Origin of the sequence: Streptomyces sp. CB02414, from assembly GCF_001905385.1 — a bacterium.
Classification (GTDB): domain Bacteria; phylum Actinomycetota; class Actinomycetes; order Streptomycetales; family Streptomycetaceae; genus Streptomyces.
Genome location: NZ_LIPF01000007.1, coordinates 175,303 through 189,793 on the forward strand (window position 1 = coordinate 175,303; position 14,491 = coordinate 189,793).

Annotated in this window: 10 protein-coding genes, 3 pseudogenes and 1 riboswitch; of the genes and pseudogenes, 5 read left to right on the plus strand and 8 right to left on the minus strand. The window is 71.1% G+C overall.

What is annotated here, in order from left to right; translation table 11 throughout:
- Window positions 1–2: 2 nt before the first annotated feature.
- From AMK11_RS23165 to AMK11_RS23205, 8 genes and pseudogenes are all read right to left on the minus strand, one after another.
- Window positions 3–665 carry a DUF7019 family protein gene (locus AMK11_RS23165; protein ID WP_073729948.1) on the minus strand — a complete coding sequence of 221 codons (663 nt, stop codon included), beginning with the start codon at window positions 663–665 and terminating at the stop codon, window positions 3–5.
- A 446-nt stretch (window positions 666–1,111) separates the two neighbouring features.
- Window positions 1,112–1,663, minus strand: a pseudogene (locus tag AMK11_RS23170) ((2Fe-2S)-binding protein); the annotation flags it as partial.
- A gap of 70 nt (window positions 1,664–1,733) precedes the next feature.
- Complete coding sequence (locus tag AMK11_RS23175) at window positions 1,734–2,138, minus strand: (2Fe-2S) ferredoxin domain-containing protein (protein ID WP_198941443.1); 405 nt, start codon at window positions 2,136–2,138, stop codon at window positions 1,734–1,736.
- A gap of 62 nt (window positions 2,139–2,200) precedes the next feature.
- A riboswitch (cobalamin riboswitch) is annotated at window positions 2,201–2,324 on the minus strand.
- 58 nt (window positions 2,325–2,382) lie between these two features.
- Window positions 2,383–3,369: a ferric reductase-like transmembrane domain-containing protein gene (locus tag AMK11_RS23180; RefSeq protein ID WP_073729949.1), complete on the minus strand. Its 987-nt coding sequence runs from the start codon at window positions 3,367–3,369 to the stop codon at window positions 2,383–2,385.
- Between the two features lie 240 nt (window positions 3,370–3,609).
- Window positions 3,610–4,992: an alpha-galactosidase gene (locus tag AMK11_RS23185; protein WP_073729950.1), complete on the minus strand. Its 1,383-nt coding sequence runs from the start codon at window positions 4,990–4,992 to the stop codon at window positions 3,610–3,612.
- Between the two features lie 176 nt (window positions 4,993–5,168).
- A pseudogene (locus tag AMK11_RS39240) lies at window positions 5,169–6,020 on the minus strand (beta-galactosidase); the annotation flags it as partial.
- A gap of 476 nt (window positions 6,021–6,496) precedes the next feature.
- Entirely contained in the window at window positions 6,497–9,271 is a 2,775-nt protein-coding gene (locus AMK11_RS23200) for a glycosyl hydrolase (protein WP_073729952.1), read from the minus strand.
- Between the two features lie 586 nt (window positions 9,272–9,857).
- The gene (locus tag AMK11_RS23205; protein WP_073729953.1) at window positions 9,858–10,415 is read right to left on the minus strand and encodes a TetR/AcrR family transcriptional regulator; all 558 of its coding nucleotides are present in this window, start codon (window positions 10,413–10,415) and stop codon (window positions 9,858–9,860) included.
- Between the two features lie 130 nt (window positions 10,416–10,545).
- Between AMK11_RS23205 and AMK11_RS23210 the strand changes: the two genes are divergently transcribed.
- The 5 genes and pseudogenes from AMK11_RS23210 (at window position 10,546) to AMK11_RS23230 (ending at window position 14,155) form a co-directional block, all read left to right on the plus strand.
- On the plus strand, window positions 10,546–11,742 hold the full coding sequence (locus AMK11_RS23210; RefSeq protein ID WP_079187639.1) for an MFS transporter: 1,197 nt from the start codon (window positions 10,546–10,548) through the stop codon (window positions 11,740–11,742).
- A gap of 294 nt (window positions 11,743–12,036) precedes the next feature.
- Window positions 12,037–12,159 carry a hypothetical protein gene (locus tag AMK11_RS39005; RefSeq protein WP_274535682.1) on the plus strand — a complete coding sequence of 41 codons (123 nt, stop codon included), beginning with the start codon at window positions 12,037–12,039 and terminating at the stop codon, window positions 12,157–12,159.
- 374 nt (window positions 12,160–12,533) lie between these two features.
- Complete coding sequence (locus AMK11_RS38650; RefSeq protein ID WP_241847048.1) at window positions 12,534–13,007, plus strand: hypothetical protein; 474 nt, start codon at window positions 12,534–12,536, stop codon at window positions 13,005–13,007.
- 75 nt (window positions 13,008–13,082) lie between these two features.
- Window positions 13,083–13,217, plus strand: a pseudogene (locus tag AMK11_RS36985) (RNA polymerase sigma factor); the annotation flags it as partial.
- A 233-nt stretch (window positions 13,218–13,450) separates the two neighbouring features.
- On the plus strand, window positions 13,451–14,155 hold the full coding sequence (locus AMK11_RS23230) for a DUF899 family protein (RefSeq protein ID WP_383580077.1): 705 nt from the start codon (window positions 13,451–13,453) through the stop codon (window positions 14,153–14,155).
- The last annotated feature ends 336 nt before the right edge of the window (window positions 14,156–14,491 follow it).

Here is a 14,491-nt window from a genome sequence, read left to right on the forward strand (position 1 = left end):
CGTCAGTCCACCACGGCGGCGTACAGAGGTGTTCCGAGCAGCACCGACGTGCCGGTGCCGTCCGGGCTTTCGCCGTGCAGCAGCCGCTTCGCAACGAACTCGACGTTCTGCGCCGGCCAGCGCAGTCGCGAAACGGCCCGCTCAACGCGGCCCAGCGCCGCGCGATCGACGCGGTCGAGGTCGCCGTCCACCGCGTCGGCGACGTACTCGTCCTCCAGGTCGGAGGTGATACCGAGGCCGTCGAGCATGGAGGACATCATCGAGCGCCCCACGCCGTGGGCCTCTGCGTCCGGCACGTAGTCGTACACGTGCCGGTACGAGCCGCCCAGGGCGACGACGGTGTCCTCGCTGCGCCCGCCGAAGAACACCAGGGAGGACGCGGGGTCATCGCGGAACGAGCCCCAGCGCATCCGCAGCGAGCCCCAGAAGTACTGGCCCGGTGCGTCCACCGTGCCGAGGTCACCGTGGTCGCGGAGGTACCGGACGACCGCCTCGAGACGGGTGATCCGGCCGTTCGGCGGGCCCTCGGTGATGCGCTTCGCCGACAGCACGGAGAGGTTCACGCCTACCTCCGTCTGACGCTTGGCCCCGAACCCGGGGTCGATCTGCGGCAACAGCATGTCGACCTTGCTGTCGGAGATGTACACGTAGTAGCTCAACGACACTGCCGGGTCCTCCCAAGCGCTTCGACCTTCCCAGCCTATCGATCACGGCCCGTTGTGCGCCATGGGATGGGCGGGCGCAGGGAGTTGAGCGAAGCGGCGACGGCGATCCGCATCACCCGGGCGGTTGCGGTGCGACGGGTTTGCCGCTGCCGGTCATCGCCCCGGTGGACGACCGGCTCATGGCGGAGCGCATCACTGCAGCGGTCGGTGCAGTGGTCGGCTCCCTCACGTGGCGCTGTGGGAGCGGCGACAGACCGTACGGGCGCTCGCCCGCTGCATGCGCCAGGCGGACCCGGAGCCGCTGTCGTTCTACCCACCTGCTGGCCTGGGAGCTCGCCCATCTCCCGGCGGACAAGCGCGTCCTGCCGGTGATCCTGCTGGACACCTTCGAGGACGTCGGCGACCGCACCCACCGCGACCTGGAGCGCCTCATCCAGCGGGTGGTGGGGCACCACTGACGCCAGCGAACAGTCACCGCACTTCGAGCCGTTCGGCGCACGGCAGTACAGACAGCGGCTCCGGCGGCGGAACGCGAGGCCGGGGCCGGTGAGCGCCCCGGTGCCCGCCAGGCGTCCGGTGTCCAGCAGCGCGGTCGTGAGGTCGGTGAGCGGGCCACGGACGGCGGGACGGAGTGTGAGCAGGGCATGGGCCGCCCCGGCGAGCGCCGACGCCGAGTTGCCGTCCAGCAGACGCGGGGCGATCTTGACCGGCAGTCCGTCCGCCAGTACCGACAGGTGACCCGTCACCTGCTCGTACAGGGCGCGGACGGGACCGTCGGGGAGCCCGTCCGCGTACCAGCCGGCCGGGCGAGGCACCCGCAGGGCCGGACCGCCGTCGGCCCGCTGCGTTCCCTGCAGGTCGGAGACGATCCCGTGCAGGACGACGCAGGCCAGAGCCGGTGACCAGAGACGGGTGGCGTGACCGACCGGATGCCAGCCCTGGTCCGGCCCGCCGACCCGCACGGCGAAGAAGCCGCCGAGGCTCGCCACGTCGTGCAGGGCGGCTTCAACGGATGCCGTTGAGGCACGGGCTGCGTGCTGTCCTCCCTCCGGCTCTCCGTCCGCTCGGTCAGCGCGTCGTACGCCGTCGCGGTGGCGTGATGGCGTACAGGTCGAGAATGTCCGGCAGAGGCGCCACGCCGGGTCCGCCCGCGCGTGCCCAGGCAGCGATGTCCTCCGTCGCGTCCGGGTCGTTGACCAGTCCGAGCCAGACGGGGCGGGCACCGGCGGCGCGGCCCTCGGCGGAAGGCAGTACGACGACGACGTTGGCTTGCTCGCAGACGTCGAGGCAGTCGGAGACGCGTACCGGTGCCGCTGTGCGCAGGCGTTCGATCTGGAACGCGTGGTCGACGCCCGGCACCTTGGGGCTGCCGCAACAGCAGTCGCGGCACACGACGATGCGGCACGGCACGGAGTCCGCCGGCGATCGGGTCCGTGCGTCGTCAGTCGTTCGTCCGGTCGGTTTCGCGGGCATGCGATGCCGCCCCTCTCTCCGGGGAGATCCGCCCCGGTGGTCCGTCGAGGAGGCGACCGCGTGAGTCTCCTGGCTCTCGGGTCGATGCTCGTCCCGGCCTTCCCACCCGTTACCGGGCAGTGGCCTGTCGGGACTCGCTCGCCGATCACAGTGGCGGGACCGCGCCGGATTCGCACCGGCTTCCTCGTTCCGCCGTCGCCTTGTCGTCTGCCATCATCCCACCCCCAGGACGCCGTGCCGGCCGTCAGTCCGATTCCTGGGAGTGCGGGACCGTGGCGGGTGGATGGGTCGGACGATCCCGTCCGCCGTCACGGCCGGACACCACCACGATGACCAGGCCGGCGAGGACGGCTCCGACGACGACCCTCCCCACGGCGCGCGCCCACCAGGCCGGGCGGGCCGCGCCCGCGTCTCCCCTGGGCGGGCCCAGCCGCTCGGCCCGGCGAGCAGGTCTCAGCAGGCGGAGCAACAGTAGGGCGGCGACCGGCAGTTGCAGCAGCCACAGGACGATGCGCGGCCACTCCCCGTACCAGACGTTGGTTCCGTACAGCAGGGTGTGCCACACGCTCAGCACGTACACGACGATCACGAAGCGGTGCAGCCGTCGCCAGGTGTTCGCTCCGATGCGGTGCCGGACGTAGAACAGCAGCCCCAGCGGAATCGCCAGGTACAGGGCGCCCTGTCCGAGCGGGATGGCGATCCGGCCGGTGCCGGAGTCGTACCAGCCGGGCACGAAGCTGTCGGCGAAGCCCACCCACAGGCGTTCGGCCCAGTCGACCTTCGTCTCATAGCGTACGAGTTCCGCGGCGAACATCAGGGCGTGCGCGGACATCAGCGCCATCGTCGTCAGGCTCGTGGTGCGGTGCCAGCGCTCCAGTACCTGCCGGGAGGCCGGCAGGTGGGCGGGGCGTGGCCCCGACAGCAGCAGGCCCAGCATGACCGTGCCCCAGGCCCACAGCAGTCCCGACCAGCCGAAGGCCTGGCTGAGCAAGTACATCCAGTAGGTTCCGGCATCGTCCATGAACGGCATGACCGCGACCGTGTCCGAGGCACCCGACTCCATGCGCGCCCACAGGAGAGCGAACACGAGCGCCGTGACCACCACCGCCGCGGTGGCGTCGGGCAGTGCGGAGCGCAGATCGCCGCGCAGAGACACGCGGTCCCCGGGCGGCCGTTGCCGTCCGGGCGGGGCTACTGCCCCGTCCTCGTCCGGGCTCGCGTCTGACGTCATCAAGGGCCTCCCGGGCACGGGCCACCGCCGCTACGGTGTGCATGTGTCGTGAGGCAACAAGTCTGACTGACGGGGCGGTGGTTCCCAGAGGCGTTATCCGGCCAGGGCCGCAGCGACAACTGCGCAGGGGACACACCTTGGTTCCGCCTCCCCTCCACATTGACTGAACTGGCGAAGCCGGCCGGCGCGCGTTGAGACGGCCGCGGGGCGGATGTCCGCCGGTCCGCTCCCCTTCGCCGCTCACCTGGAGCGGATCTGCGCGGATCGCCTCAACGGCCTGCCGGCTCCCACCACGCGCGGCACCAGCTGGTGCCGCAGCTCGGTGGCCGTGCGGTCGGGCAGGTGCAGGACCCAGTCGGGGTGGGCGCGGTACGAGTCGCTGTCGGCGTTGGTCATTTCCGGTTCCACCCACAGGCCGAACGCCATGCCCAGGCGGTGCACCTCGTCGGCGAGCGGACGCAGTCCCTGCGGGAACCGCCTCGGGTGGGGCGTCCAGTCGCCGAGGCCCGAGCGGTCGTCCTCACGGCCTCGGAACCAGCCGTCGTCGAGCACGAACAGCTCCGCGCCGACGGCGGCGGCACGGCGGGCGAGGGCGATCTGGTTCTCCTCGCTCACCTCGAACCACGTGGCCTCCCAGGAGTTGTAGAGGACCGGCCGCAGTTCCCGCGGGTGCGGCAGGACGTGCGCGCGCAGGTGGCGGTGGAAGGCCCGGCCCGCGCCGCCGAAGCCGTGACCGCTGTGCACGGCCAGGCTGACCGGGGTGCGGTGCCGGTCGCCGGGCCTCAGGCACAGCTCGGCACCTTCGTGGCCCCCGCCGGCCAGGACGCCGGTCCGGCCGGCGGCCGTGCGCTGGGCGGTGATGCGCCAGCTGCCGCTCGTCGCGAGCGCGACGACCCACACCTCGTCGTGCTCCTCGCCGGTGTCCCCGGGGTCGAGGGCGATCCAGGGGCTCGCGTGGTGGCCCGTGTGGCCGCGCCTGCTGCCGAGCACCGTCTCGCCGACCGGCAGCCCGGACCGCCGCAGGCGGCTTTCGGCGGCCCATCCTCCGTGCACGGCGCTCAGCCGCCAGTCGGGCCGCTGTGGGAGCGGCCAGTGGGCCGAGGCGTACCGGACCAGCAGCACGTCCCCGTCGTCCGGCGTGCCCGTGTGGACGAACTCCGTCCACCGTTCCAGCACGTCGCCGTCCGGCGGGACGCGGTAGTGCAGGGACCAGGTCAGTGGTCGGGTGCGGTCCCGCAGCAGGACGGCCGCATGGTCGTCCTCGAGCAGGACCACGTCCTGCACGGTCGGTTCGACGGGACTGCTGCCGTCGGCGAAGCGCACCTCGAAGGCGGGGGCGCCGAAGCGGGCACCGCCGTCGACCGGGTACTCCTCGGTTCCGTCCCAGCGGCCGGCGAAGCTGTTGTCGTGGTCGCTCCACAGCGGCAGCGAGGCCGCGTCGGCGAGGGGCAGGGCAGCGCCCCAGTGGACGTGCCGGACGGTGCCGGCGGCGCGGTCCACCCGGAAGGCGTAGGCGCCCTGTGCGGTGCGCAGCAGCACGGTGCCGCTGTCCTCGTCCAGCTCCACGCGGCGTGACGCACCGGCGGACGACGACGGGACCGGGTGGGCGGGCGTGGTGGTCACGTGACCGTTCCGCATTCGTTCTCACAGACGGCAGACGGGTCAGGCTGAGGCGGGCAGGTGGTCCTCGCGGACGACGACCACTCCCCCGGGCGGCACCACGGCCCGGCCGCCGGTGGCTTCGGCCCTGCGAGGGCCTCTCCTGCGACGGGCACGGTGACAGTCTTCTCGGTGTGGTTGATCAGGAACAGGTAGGAATGCCCCCCGCCCCGTCCTTCGTACCGCCTCCAGTCCGTCAGGACCCTCCACGACCGGAGTGATCCGCGCCTGCTCGCACACTGCGCGGAGCAGTGCGCGCAGAGCGGGTACGGGCAGCCGGCCGGCCCCGTACCAGGCGGTGCCGTCGCCGAAGGCGTGCCGGGTGACGGCCGGGCCGCCACGGGCGGGGCCGCCCTCGGCCGAGTCCGCGTAGCGCGACACCGTCGTACAGCCGCGGGATTCGACGCGTTCCGTCCACTGCTCGACGTCCGTTCCGTCGGCGAGACGGGCGCGCTCGCCGGTCCGCAGCGGCAGGAACTCGTCCACGACGAGCCCGAGCACGTCGCGCAGCGCTCCCGGGTGAGCGCCCGGGCGCACCCGGTCGGAGTCGTCGACGAGCCCGCTGAAGCAGCCGACGGTGAGATGGCCGCCCTGCTGGACGTACTGGGTGAGGTTGTCGGCGTCGTCGTCGGACAGCCGGAGTGCCACTTCTCGGCGCCGGCGCGGGACTGCCGCCACTGGAAGAACATCAGCCCGTCGGCGCCGCGGGCGAGGTGGGTCAGGCTGTTGCGCCGGGTCTCCCCGGGCCGTTTGGCCACGTTGACGGGCTGCCAGTTGACCGCGGAGGTCGAGTGCTCCATGAGCACCCAGGGTCGGCCCCCCGCCATACCGCGGGCGAGATCCGCGTTGAGCGCCAGGTCGATGTGGCCGTCGGGGTCGGCGGCCGGCAGGTAGTGGTCGACGGAGACCAGGTCGCACTCGGCCGCGAAGGCGTGGCCGTCGGCCTTCTTCTCCAGGGTGCCCATCACATTGGTGGTGATCGGCACGTCGGGGGTGATCTCGTTCCAGTCTCCGTAGCGCTGGCTCCGGAAGTCGGTGCCCCAGGCGTCGTTGTTGCCGCCGCATTGCCGAAGAAGCTGCCGCCGGTCCGGCCGAGGAACACAGCGTCGTAGCCGTAGGCGGTGCCACCGGGGCGCGTGCAGTGCCCGGCGGTGACGAACTTCTTGCTGCCGTTCGCTCCTCGCGCGCCTGGTCGAGGAATCGCCGCACCTCTGCCGTCGGGGTCCGGCCGCGGAGCACCTCCACGACGACGCTGTTGGTGACCGTGTCGGTAGCAGCCGCTCCACCTCCCGAGGGACGGCTCTGCCGTCCTCCAGGGTGTCGAGAGCGTCCCTGGCGGCGTGCGCGGCTTCGTCCTGGCCTGGGCGGCATCTCTCAGGGCCGTGCGAGCACGAGGAGTGGGACGGCGAACGGCGGGCGCGGGATGGAGCCCCGCGCCCGCCGCCCTCAGCCGCCGGAGGCCGCCTTGTCAGTCGTAGGGAATGACCACCACGGACGTGTCCGTGCCGGTGCGCAGCAACGCGCTCGCGTTTCCTATCGCGCTCCAGACCTCCAGCCGGACCGTCCCCCCGCGCAGGTTCCCGAGGGTGCCGGTGGCGGCCTTCAGACCGCGGGTCTGGTTGTACTCCTCCCAGCCCGTGACCGGGTCGGTGGCGAAGTAGTGGTAGGTCTCGGTCCGGTCGAAGGTGCCGTCGCCCGTGAGGTCGTAGCTGATACGAGCCTGCTGACCGAGGCCCACGGCCGGGCCGGCGTCCACGGGGAGGCGGAACGTGGTGGACGCGCCCGCCTTGAGGGTGGCGTTGACGCCCTTGACCTCGTAGACGAGCTGCTTGTTCGGGGTGCCGTCGTGGTTGCGGCCCTCGGCCGACGGAATGGTGTCGTTGGCAGCCGTGGTGCCGGTGGCCGTGGTGAGCGTGCCGCCGGAGCGGAGGCGGAAGGTGTTGCCGGTGGACGGTTCGGGGTCCCCGCCTCCGGAGTCGGTGCCGGTACCGGTCGCGGTGGAGCGGGCGGGCACGGTGAGTGTCTTGCCGTCGGAGAAGGTGACCGTGCGGGCCGTGGCGCCGTGGTTGTGCGCGGCGTAGGTGCGGGTGCCGTTCTTGGCGAACACCGCGGACGTGGGCAGGTCGCCGGTCACCGAGGGGTCGGGGGCGCCGAGTGCGTCCAGGGTGGTGATCCAGTGGTAGGTGTGAGCCTTGGACTCGCCCTGCTCGGGGGTGTATCCGGCGTTGCCGGCGTCCCACTTCGACTTCGCGGCGGCCGGGTCGGCCAGCGACTGGAACTCCCAGAGGATGTCGCGCCATTCGACGGCGGGACCGCCGTTCTCGCGTTCCATCTCCGCGATGTTGCGCCGGATCGCCTCCTTGTGTCCGGCCAGGTGCGGGGAGCCGCCCGCGGTCACGGGCAGGACGTTGATGCCGTGGATCTCCTCGGGGTTGGCGGTCCACCAGGTGGCGTACGCCCCGCCGCTGCCCCACACCATGCCGACCGTGTCGTGGGTGAAGGAGCTGGGGAAGACCTGCTGGTCGGCGTCGAACCAGTACTGGGCGATGGCCTCGCTCTCGGTGGCGAGCAGGTAGCTGCCGAGGTCGCGCAGCTGAGTGTTGCCGGTGGCGGAGCCCCAGAGCACGAGCGCCGCGCTGAGGTTGGTGGACTCCGAGGAGGACTCCTGGTTGTTGCCGGCGGCGAAGCCCTGATGGCCGGAGGCCCAGCTGTGCCCGGCGTAGACGTCGAAGCCGCGCAGGAACGGGAAGGCGCTGTCGGTGCGGCTGGCGTTGGCGGTGTCGCGGATCAGGGTCTTGACCATGCCGCCCCAGGCGGAGTCGGCGGCCCAGGCGGCGTCGTACTGCGCGACGATCGCCGCCGCGTAGACGTAGTAGCCGTAGTGGAAGTGGTGGTCGTTGAGCTCGGCGTCGCTGCCGTAGGAGGCGGGGTAGCCGATGAGGGTCTTCCAGTCCTTGTCGTAGGAGAACTCGCTCGCCCCACCCGCGGTGAACCACTCCTGGAGGCGCCCCTTGAGGAGGCCGACGAGCTTGTCGCGGACCGCGGTCTCACCGATCTGGTCGGCCAGCGGCACCAGTTGGGCGAGCTTGCCCAGCGCCTTGCCGGTCCAGTACGTGTCCGTCGCTCCGGAGAAGGGGTCGGAGGAGTTCGCGACCTCTGACAGGTAGGTGCGCAGCCGGGACGTGTCGACGGCGCTGGTCCGAGGCAGCGCGGGCAGTACCGGGGCGGCCTTCTGACGGGTGGTGAACGAGGCGCCCTCGCGGACCTTCATGGTGCCGCGGGGGGAGACGTAGGTGTAGGGCGTGAGGGCGTCGGTGGTGTGGAGCCACTGATGCCGGTAGAGGGCCTGGAGAGTGCCGCGTTCGGTGCCCTCCTTGGCCTCGGTGGTGAGCTGGTACGTGGCGCCGACCGTGCCGCCGGAGGTGCTCCAGTCGACCTGTGATCCGGTGACGAAGCTGAACGCGTACTTGCGGAAGGTCGCGAGGGCGTCGGTGGAGGGCAGCACGGCGAGGGAGAAGTAGTCCTTGCCGCCGAGGCCGGCGTTGATCGTGGTGCCGGAGATGTTCCAGTCGCTGCCGGTCGGTGCGAAGAGGGCGTAGTGGTGTCCGCCGACCGTGATGCCGACGACGTTGCCCTGGTCGGCGAAGACGGTCGGCGTACCAGCGGTGGTGATCTGGGCGTTGCCGCCGGAGCCCTGAGCATAGACGAAGGGCATGCCGTGGCCGATGGTGGTCCGCAGGGTGCGGGTGCCGTCGGACCAGTACGGGGTGACCGTCCAGTCGGACCAGGCGTCGGCCTTGGTGTCGGGCGAGTTGAGTCCGCTCAGGCCGAGGGTGAGGTCGCGTTTGTGCGCATACTCGTACTGGCGGCCCTCGCCGACGATGGTGGGGCTGGTCGGGTAGCCGATTTCCAGTCCACCGGAGACCGCCTGGTACGTGAGCGGGTGGCCGTACATGGGTGTGGAGTACGGATTGTCGCCGTAGCGCTGGAAGGCGAGGGAGGACCACCAGTCGTTGGTGGGCACGGGCTTGTCCTTGGCGGCCTGCGTGACCTTGGGCGTCACCGGTCCCCCGGTGTTGTTCGTGGGGCCGGTTGTGCCCGGCGGCCGGGTGTCGGAGTAACTCCCGGCTCCTACGGGGACGGTCGCGGCCGCCGCCGGGGTCGCGGCGGGGCCGAGGCTCACGGCCGCCAGGACGGCGGCCAGGAGCACTGCGGCAGCCGGCCGTGGTCGGGGAGTTGGCATGAAGTGCACCTCATGTCATCGAGAGGGGCGGGCTCGTCAGCGGCAGCGGCCTGGGGCGGGGGTGCCCTGCGCCGGGGCGAAGCTGTGTGGGGAGAGTTGAAAAGCCCGGCCTGAGAGCGCTCTCAGGTGGCCGCAAAGTAAGACTCCTGAAATCAGTTGTCAATACATCGCGCAAGACGAGGCAGTTATAGGCGTGTTCCGGAGACATCGTCCTTCCTCGTTGCGTCATCTCTTCAAGACTTGACGGGACGAAGGCGGTGCGGGCCGGAGTAGCGGGGCTTCCCATGTCCATTGCCCGATCCGTCAGGAGGGCCACCGTGCGCCTGATCCCGTGCCGGTCACCGGTGAACTGTGGACGACGCGGTCGGCTTCTCAGCGGGCGAAGCAGCCGCGTAGGAAAAGGCGCCGAGCAGCACGTACCCCCTGATGACCGCGGTCCCGGCGGCGCAGGCGCACCAGAACCCGAGGGAAACCCGTTCCCGGCGACGCACCGATGACCTTCAGGGCGACAGCGGTTGCTGGTCTCCGGGAGGACCAACGGCGCACGGAGAGGCTGAGCGGCACCCCGCGGGTCGGCCCGCCGCGTTCAGCGGTGCCGGTCGACCACGGCGCTCACGATGGCGGCCACTTCCCCGCGGTCGGTGGGCCGCGGGTCGACGGAGTTGTGGATGGAGAGTCCTTCGATCAGGGCGTCGAGAGCCCGCGCGGTGAGCGGGTCGAAGTGCCTGGCCAGCGAGTCCCGGCTGGCCTGCATCCAGAAGCGCATGACGGTGCGCACCTCGGGGTGGCGGGCGGCGAAGGCGTAGAGCTCGTAGCCGAGCAGGAGGTTGCGGTCGGTGCCCCAGACCTTGCCGCAGATGATCTCGACGACCGCCTCCTGTGCTTCCCGGGGAGACCGCGCGGCCTCCAGGAGCGCGCCGTAGCGCGTGGAGACGGACTCCGCGTGCCGGGTGAAGGCGTCGGTCAGCAGGTGCTGCATGTCGTCGAAGTAGTAGGTGAGCGAACCGAGCGGTACACCCGCGGCTTCGGCGATCTTGCGGTAGGTCACTTTGATGGCGCCGTGTTCGGCGACGACGTCGAGCGCGGCGTCGAGGATGCGTTCGCGGCGCCGGGGGTCGTTGGGGCCGCGGGTGCTGCCTGTCATCGCGGTTGTCTGCCTTGTCTTCTCGGAGCCCCACCCGGTGTGTACATTTGTACATTCCTGGTGGGTGCGCGGACTCGTTTCCTGCCGTTCCTGTCCTGCCCATTCTGTCGAACGCCAGCGGAGCCCCTTCTTGATAGACCGCGCCGTACGCCGACGCCGCCGCGCGCTGTTCCTGTTCTTCTTCCTCAACGGCATCGCGATGTCCTCCTGGGTCACGCGCACGCCGGACATCCGTGATCATCTGGGAGTGTCCACCGGGCAGATGGGACTGGTGCTCTTCGGCCTGTCGGTCGGCTCCATGGCCGGCATCCTGTGTTCCGGCCACTTCGTGTCGAGGTTCGGCACCAGGCCCGTCACAGCACTCGCGACCGTGTTCGTCATCGCGAGCATGGTCGTCGTGGCGGCCGGCAGCGCCCTCGCCTCCGCACCGCTGGTCACCGCGGGACTGTGCCTGTTCGGCACGGGGATCGGGTCGGGTGAGGTGGCGATCAACGTGGACGGCGCCGACGTGGAACGGATCACCGGTACTCCGGTGCTGCCCAACCTGCACGGATGCTTCAGTCTGGGCACCGTCGTCGGAGGTCTGGCCGGCATGGCGGCCACCGCCGCGTCGTTCCCCGCCCACTGGCACCTGGCTGCGGCCGCGGTGGTGGCGGCCGCGCTCTTCGCGTACGGCATCCGTGCCGTCCCCGCCCGGGTCGGAATGCGTACGGCTCCGCCCGCCTCGGACACCGGGCGGCGTTCGAGGCCGCAGGTGTGGCGGGACCGGAGGCTGCTCCTGATCGGGGCCATCGTGCTGGCCATGGCCCTCGCCGAGGGCGCCGCCAACGACTGGCTGCCGCTGCTCATGGTCGACGGCCACGGGCTCGACGCCGCGGCCGGCTCACTCGTCTACGTGGGGTTCGCCGCGGCGATGACCCTGGGGCGCTTCAGCGGCACGTTCTTCCTCAACCGTTACGGCCGTGCGACTGTCGTGCGGGCCAGCGCGATCTCCGGTGCCATCGGCCTGGCCCTGGTCATCTTCTCCGACAACGCCGTCGTGGCCGCGGGGGCCGTCCTGTTCTGGGGCCTGGGCGCGTCCCTGGGCTTCCCGGTGGCCCTGTCGGCTGCGGGCGACTCGGGGCCCGACGAGACCGCCCGGGTCAGTCTCGTGGCCACGATCGGTTACGTCGCCTTCCTGGTGGGGCCGCCCGCTCTCGGTTTCCTGGGCGACCACTACGGGCTGCGCCCGGCGATGCTGGTGGTGCTGGCGTTCGTCACCACGGCCGTCTTGGCGGCCCCGGCCGCCGGTACCCGCGCACGTAGCTCCCCTCCGGTGCGCGTCTGACCCGAAGCCGTGGCTCCTCCCCTTCCCCCCGGAACTCGTCTGTGAGACGGCCGAGTCAGCGCATCCAGGATGGATCACGTGTCCAGCCCCCGTCGGCGAATTGAGCGACTCACCCCTCTTCTCACCCGGCTCGGGCAGCCGGTGCCCGCGGCTCTCCTCCTCGCCACCGCCCTGCACACCGTCTGGGCGCTGGTGTTCGCCAACACCCGGACTCCGCGTACAACTTCGCCTGGTTCGGCGGCATGCATCCCGCCTCCTACAGCGTCCTGTCTCCGGACGTGATGAGTCTGCTCGGTGAGCCCGGTCGCCGGGTTGTTCGTGAAGATGGTCGCCGGGGCTCTGTGGCTGACGAAACGACGCGCCGCCGCGTACGCCCTCGGCGGCGCGCCACTCGCCGTCGTCGCCCTGACCTCGTGACTCTTCCCCTTCTCCGGGCAGATGCCGATGAACGGATGGACAGCAGCACTGTCCCTCGTGTGCGGCCTGGCACCGTAGGCCTTCGTGCCGGTTCACTGGCGCACGGGGCGCGTGGCAGGCGTCCTGTACGCCCTGGCGGTGCTGGGTGCTTGGCTGATCCCTTCGCAGATCGGCAGCAACATCACCCGCCTGGGCATGCTTTTCGGCGGTGTCGTACTCCTCGCGGCCCTGCCCGGGGTCCGGCTGCCACGCCCGGCCGCGCCGCGGCCGACTGTGCGCAAACGCCTCGCGCTGATCACGGCGATCTGCGCGGTCATCGTCTGGCAGGCCACCGGGGCGGTGGCCGATGCCGTGCGGACCGCTCCGACCGCAGCGTGGTCGCGGGACCTAAACCGCTGCCGCATCAGCTGGAGCGCGTCAAGATACGGCAGCAGGGGAGACTCGAAGTGGTACCGGCCAGCAGTCGCGCCGCCGACGACCGTCAGGCCGCCGTAACGCTGGCTCCGGACGCGAACCCGAAGTCCGAGTACGCCGTGCAGCAGGTGCGGGCGGCACTCGAGCGGACCGGAGCCCATGAGCTGGTGGAGGCGAAGATCGAGGAGCTGACGGAACAGAGCCTCGGGCATTTCGAGCGCACCGGCGCGCACCCGGCCGTGCGACGCGAGTTCGCCGCGCTGGTCCGGCGCGCGACGGGCGCGGCCCGCCCCAGCCGGATGAGGCTGCGTGAAAGGGCGCCGGGGCCGACCGGCCATGTCGTCGTGGCGGGCGCCGGTCTGTCCCACCGGCCTGTGCCCTGCACCTGCTGGGCGGTGCCCACGGGTCACCGTGGTCGAACGGAACATCGGTAAGCGTCACTGAGTGACCAGCGACTCCACTGTGGCCCGCAAGATCGTCGTTGCTCTGGCGGGCCAGGACGAGGCGTCGAGGACCTGACCCAGGTACAGATCGCGGACCGCACCGGTGTGCCCCCGAGGACGGTCAAGAGCCACGCCAGGCGGTGTCTGCACCGGCTGCGCACGGCGATCGACCAGGACAGCGCGCACGGCACGGACACCTGACCGACCCGACGGACCGGACTCACGAGCGCGCACCCCATAGTGATGCGCACACGGTCGGCGTCGGCCGTTGGACCGAACGAGCGAGCCGCCGAAGGGATACTGCGTGGCGGCTGAAAGCTCGGCGCAGCCCGGTGGCCATCCTGGATCCTCCGTGGCTTGTGACAGCCGCCCGGTACAGGAGCGAACGGAGACGCTCGTGAACGATCACTCATCGAGTCCGGCCCTTCCCACCCGTGGTGGACAGAGCCACCTATCAGGAGGCCCGGGAAGGTCTGCTCGTACGGGAGAAGGCGCACACCCGTGAAGGAGACGCGATCGCGGCGGCGCGCCGGCGGCTTCCGATGGTGGAGGTCGACGCCACCATCGAGGTCATCGGCCCTGACAGGCCGGTCACGATCCTCGACGTGTTCGAAGGCCGCAAGCAGCTCATCGCCTACTTCCACGCCTGGTGGCCCGGACGGCCCGCCGCCGGGCAGTGCGAGGGCTGCACGTTCTTCAACTGCCAGGTCCGCGAGTTGTCCTACATCCACTCCCGCGACGTCACGTACGCCACTCTCTGCAAAGGTCCTTACCAAGAGAGCATCCGCTACCGCGACTTCCTGGGCCTGGACATGCCGTGGTACTCGGTCGAGAAGACGGCGCCGCAGCTCCTGGAGGGCCGCGACTGGCAGCGTCACCACCTCGTCTGCTACGTCCGCGACGGCAAGCGGGTGTTCGAGACGTACTACACCGGCGGTCGCGGCGTCGAGGTCATGGCACCCACCCACGGACTGCTGGACATGACCGTCTACGGACGCCAGGAGGCCTGGGAGGACTCCCCTCGCGGCTGGCCCCAGCCCTGGTACTCCGAGGAGAATCCCGAGGAGTGGCGCACGAACGGGCGCCCCATCGCCCAATGGTCCCGCATCGAAGCGGGCCGCTCCGACCAGCTCACCTAGTCAGGCGCTTCTCGATCCCCTCCAGTCCGAGAAGCCGTGCCGACGAAAGCGCGCGCGGACCGGAGTCGTTGGTCGCGGAGTTGACCGGGACGGCGGACGTTACTGGGCCTACTGGGAGCCTGCTGTGCCGTGGCGGCGATCGGCGCCGTTGCAGCCCGCCCGCGTCCAGGCCGAGGTGAAGCAGGACTGTGTCGCTTCCTGGGGGCGTGCCGGCCGCCGCCGTTGCCAGTCGACCGGCGCGCTCCCCCGGGCGGCGGGCAGGGCGGATGGGCGATCCGAGCGGGATGTGGGTGACGCACCACTGGTGCAGGCGTGTCCAGGTGCTCCGGCTGCGCA